At 34.6% G+C, this 4,466-nt stretch carries 3 protein-coding genes; all 3 read right to left on the reverse strand.

The window, feature by feature from the left end; all coding sequences use genetic code 11:
• Nucleotides 1-101 precede the first annotated feature (101 nt).
• On the reverse strand, nucleotides 102-872 hold the full coding sequence (locus tag ACQKCJ_RS24625; protein WP_271336056.1) for a Ku protein: 771 nt from the start codon (nucleotides 870-872) through the stop codon (nucleotides 102-104).
• Between the two features lie 11 nt (nucleotides 873-883).
• Nucleotides 884-1,252 (reverse strand): STAS/SEC14 domain-containing protein, encoded by a 369-nt coding sequence (locus ACQKCJ_RS24630; protein ID WP_271336055.1) that lies wholly within the window; start codon nucleotides 1,250-1,252, stop codon nucleotides 884-886.
• 472 nt (nucleotides 1,253-1,724) lie between these two features.
• A complete protein-coding gene (locus tag ACQKCJ_RS24635; protein ID WP_427403139.1) occupies nucleotides 1,725-4,133 on the reverse strand; it encodes a TonB-dependent siderophore receptor in 2,409 nt (802 codons plus the stop codon).
• Nucleotides 4,134-4,466 lie beyond the last annotated feature (333 nt).

Genomic DNA, 4,466 nt, shown 5'->3' on the forward strand with positions numbered 1-4,466 from the left:
GGACACCCTTGCATTCAGCTAACACTTCCCACTGTAAAGGCGTGTTCGGGACTTACACCCTAGAGTTATCGCCCATGCTGGGCACACAACAAAAGTCCGGATTAAGAAGATTTCTTCTTATCCAGACTTGCTTTTAACATTGCCATTAAATCGTCGCTTTGTTTGTGAACGACTTTTAATTTTGGCGCCGCTTGTTTTTTGCCTTTGGCTTTATTTTTAATAATCTCCAAAAGCTTAGCCGTATATTCATCTTTATAAGCGCTGATATCGAATTTTTCAGTCAGCTGATCGATTAATTTTTCAGCCATATCCATTTCTTTTGTCGCTTTTTTAGAAGCCGGCGGAAGTTTCAATTCTGAAGTATCCCTGATTTCCTGCTCAAAACGTATTCGGTTTAAAAGAATAACATTTTTATACGGTTTTAAAATCGCCAGACTTTCTTTATTTCGCAAAACAAAACTCGTTACTCCTACTTTTCCAGATGCTTCAAGTGCATCACGAAGCAAAGCATAAGCATTCATCGCCCCTTTATCAGGTTCCAGATAATAAGGCTGCTCATAATAAATGCTGTTTATTTCTTTCTCGAAAGCAAAACTCTGAATGTCAATCGTTTTGGTTTTCTCCGCATCTGCGGCTTCAAAATCAGCATCTTCCAGAATTACATATTGATCATCAATTTTATATCCCTTCACGATATTGGCATACGCAACCTCTTTTCCCGTATTTTCGTTTACCCTTTTAAACTTGATGTTTGCATGATCCTTTTCATCCAGCATATCCATATCGATACTGCTTTCCTGCACGGCAGAAAATATTCTGATGGGAATATTAATTAACCCAAAACTAATTGATCCTGTCCATATTGCTCTCATAACTCAATAATTTATAAATTTGAACTTCCCCCAACCCATTTCAGGGCTTTATTAAACGCTAGCTTTTTAAAACCACGAAATTCTCCGGTAGTATTAAAAGTAAATCCGTCGCTAAAATTCATTTCTTCAGAATCAGAAACAATCGCCACCCTATTCCAGTTTTGAAATTGTTTTAATCCAAGCACAGCATCATTCAACCACGAACTTTCAGTAAAATTCTGATTATCTGTATCCAACGCAAACAAAAAATTAATTTCATTGGATTGTTTCGATAATCCCTCAATTTCAGATAGTACAACACGTTTAAAATCAGCTGTTGTAACCTGACCAAGTGCTCTAAAAGCAATTAAATTATTCGCAGTTTCTATTTTATGTATCATAATGATTATAGTTTGAATTGTTGTTCTAATAAATTCTTTTACAGAGGATTAAAATTAATTCAAGAACGAATCAGAAATCTTACACGATTATGGGCGGAGATTACAAAACTTCAATAAGATTTTTTGGATTAATTGAAAAAAAGAAAAATCCATAATGTTATGGCGAATAAATCGGTTGCTGCAAAATAACCCATTCCTCCGGAATTTTAGAAAGAGTTCCGGAGAAACAAAACATATTACAGGGGTGGATTTTAATACATTCTTCGCAATAATAACCAAAATTATTGTCGAGCTTCTCGCGGAGATTTCTCCTGCGTCGAAATGCAATATTACATTTAAGTAATTCTTTACTAAGTAATTAAACTATATAAAAAAAATCGCATCTCTGTAAAATATTAAATTCAAAATAGAAAAGGGGAATATTTCAAAAATGAAATATTCCCCTTTTTATTATTTTAAAACTCTTAAAAATTTAAAATTTAAAAGTAACATTTGCCGTAACACGAGTTGGGTTTTGAGCCGCAAGCCTGTACGACCAGTATTTTTCATTTGTCAAATTATCTACTTTAAGACCCAATCTGTATTTGGGCTGATCATAAAAAAGTGAAGCATCTAAAACCGTATAGGACGGAATAGAAAATTTGAAACTTGTCGTATTCGTCTGGTAATATTCGCTGCCATAAATACCTCCAAAACCAAATCCCAGACCTTGCGCAGGACCATTTACGATCCTATAACTAGCCCATAAATTTGCCGTTCTTGGTGATCCTGCCGTTGTTGGCCGCAAACCCTGAACACTGGCATTACTTTTTTCATATTTACTGTCATTATAAGTATAACCCGCCACAATATTTAATCCTGAAATAGGATTCGCAATCAACTCAGCTTCAAAACCTTTACTTACCTGAGTTCCGTCCTGAATAGAAAAATTAGCATGATCAGGATCATCACGCGTGATATTTGTAACCTGAATATCATAATAACTAAGTGTTGCTGATATTTTATTCAAATCAAATTTAAAACCTCCTTCATATTGATTTGCCTGGTTTGGTTTGAACGTATTTCCGTTAAAATCAGAACCTGAAACATTGCTGAAACCATTCATATAATTACCAAAAACAGAAACTTTATCCTTTACAATTTGATATACCAATCCTACTTTTGGCGAAAATGCTGTTTGATTGTAGTTTCCGGCAATAGAATCTTTACTAGGATAATACGTTCCTTTATTTTCGTAACGATCCATACGAATACCTCCCATAACCAACAATTGGTCCGTAACATTCAAAACATCAGAAACATATGCGCTATAGGTGTTTTCATTATTAGATACAAAATTGTTGAATTTTATCTTAGGATCAAGAAACAGCGGAGCCACTTTATCCAGGTTAAAGTTGTTATAAGCGTCACCTGGTTTTTTATAATCCATTGCGGGCATATTTACAATAGCATCGTTACGTGTGGCACGCAGACTATAAAAATCTAAGCCGGCTACAACTCTATTTTTCAATTGTCCTATTTTAAAAACACCAATAAAATTCTGCTGAATATCAGTTCCGTAAAAAGGAGATTCCTGATACGTAACTTGTTGTCTCAATGTAGTTGGAGACATCATTTGTAATAACACCACATAACCATCAGATGATGATCTTGTTCTGGACAAGATAGTTTGAGACGTCCATTCGTCAGACATTTTATACTTTAACTGTACAAAAACATTATACTGTTGGCTTGTATAATTGATAGTATTATTCGCAAAAGATAATTTGTACGGAATATCAAGTGCTTCGATACTGCTTACTGTATTTTTTACAGCAAATGGCAAAAGTCTTGTTGGAGAAGTTGCCTTATACATACTAAATTCGGCATCGATCAAAAGCGTTAAACGATCATTTATTTCATAAGAAAAACTTGGAGCAAAAGAAAAATTTCTATTAAATCCCGCATCCTGAAAACTTCTTTCGCTATGAAAAGCCGTATTAATTCTCAACAAAGCCGTTTTATCTTCATTTATTGGTGTATTGATATCAGCTGTTAATCGATTAAGGTCCCAACTTGCTGCTGAATAGGATATTTCGCCTTTAAAACTGTCAAAAGGTTTTTTGGTAACACGATTAAACAATCCGCCAAAAGATGATAATGTACTTCCAAAAAGTGTAGCCGATGGCCCTTTAATAACCTCGATACGTTCTAAATTTGAAGGGTCAACTGTTGTATAAGTAAAACTACCAACACCATTTCTAACCAATTGCGGCGTAGCAAAACCTCTTGAGATAGAAGTTGTACGACCTTGATTTCTTACCTCGGCAATACCTGCTCCGGGAACATTTTTAAACGCACTATTATAATCCGTTATTACTTGTTCCTTCATTAATTCCTTGCTTACGATAATGTAAACCTGTGAATTTTCGATGTTTTTTAAAGGCATTTTCGCCACATCCATACTCTCTTTTTTCGCAAAACGATTTCCTCCTGTACGAATTACAACATCTTCAAGATTCTGTACAGACGAATTTACCCTGATATCTACTGTCGCAGATGGCGCTTTTTCTGTAATCTGAGCCGTTTCTGTAGAAGAAGTATAACCTGACATTGTAACTTCTAAAGTATAGGTTCCAAAAGGCACTTTTTTAAACTCAAAATTACCCGATGCATTAGTTACAGCACTCTTATTAATTTCAATTAATTTTACGATAACACCCTGACTTGCATTTCCGTCATTAGTTATAATTGTACCCCTTATTTGCCCGTTTGATTCCGTTTGAGCCTGAAGAAACCCTCCGCCCTCCAGTAAAAACATCATTAAGACGAAAATAAAATTTTGTATCTTTTTACCTGAAATTATTATTACACAGGAAGTTGATGCTGTTTTTGTAGCCATGTTATTGTTATTTAAACCAATTCTAAATTATGGCGCAAATGAACAATATTTTTTCTTATCTATCAACTGCAACTAGGCAATTTTTTCTAGAAAATTTCATTAAAATAAATGTCGAAATAACACTAAAACAAGTGATTAAGAATTGTATTACTTAAAGGATTTTTTTGGTAAGAAAGACATTGAGGTTTCAGGTTTCAGGTTTCAGGTTTCAGGTTTCAGGTTTCAGGTTTCAGGTTTCAGGTTTCAGGTTTCAGGTTTCAGGTTTCAGGTTTCAGGTTTCAGGTTTCAGGTTTCAGGTTTCAGGTTTCAGGTTTCAGGTTTCAGGTTTCAGGT

This window comes from Flavobacterium sp. NPDC079362, assembly GCF_050267765.1.
Classification (GTDB): domain Bacteria; phylum Bacteroidota; class Bacteroidia; order Flavobacteriales; family Flavobacteriaceae; genus Flavobacterium; species Flavobacterium azizsancarii.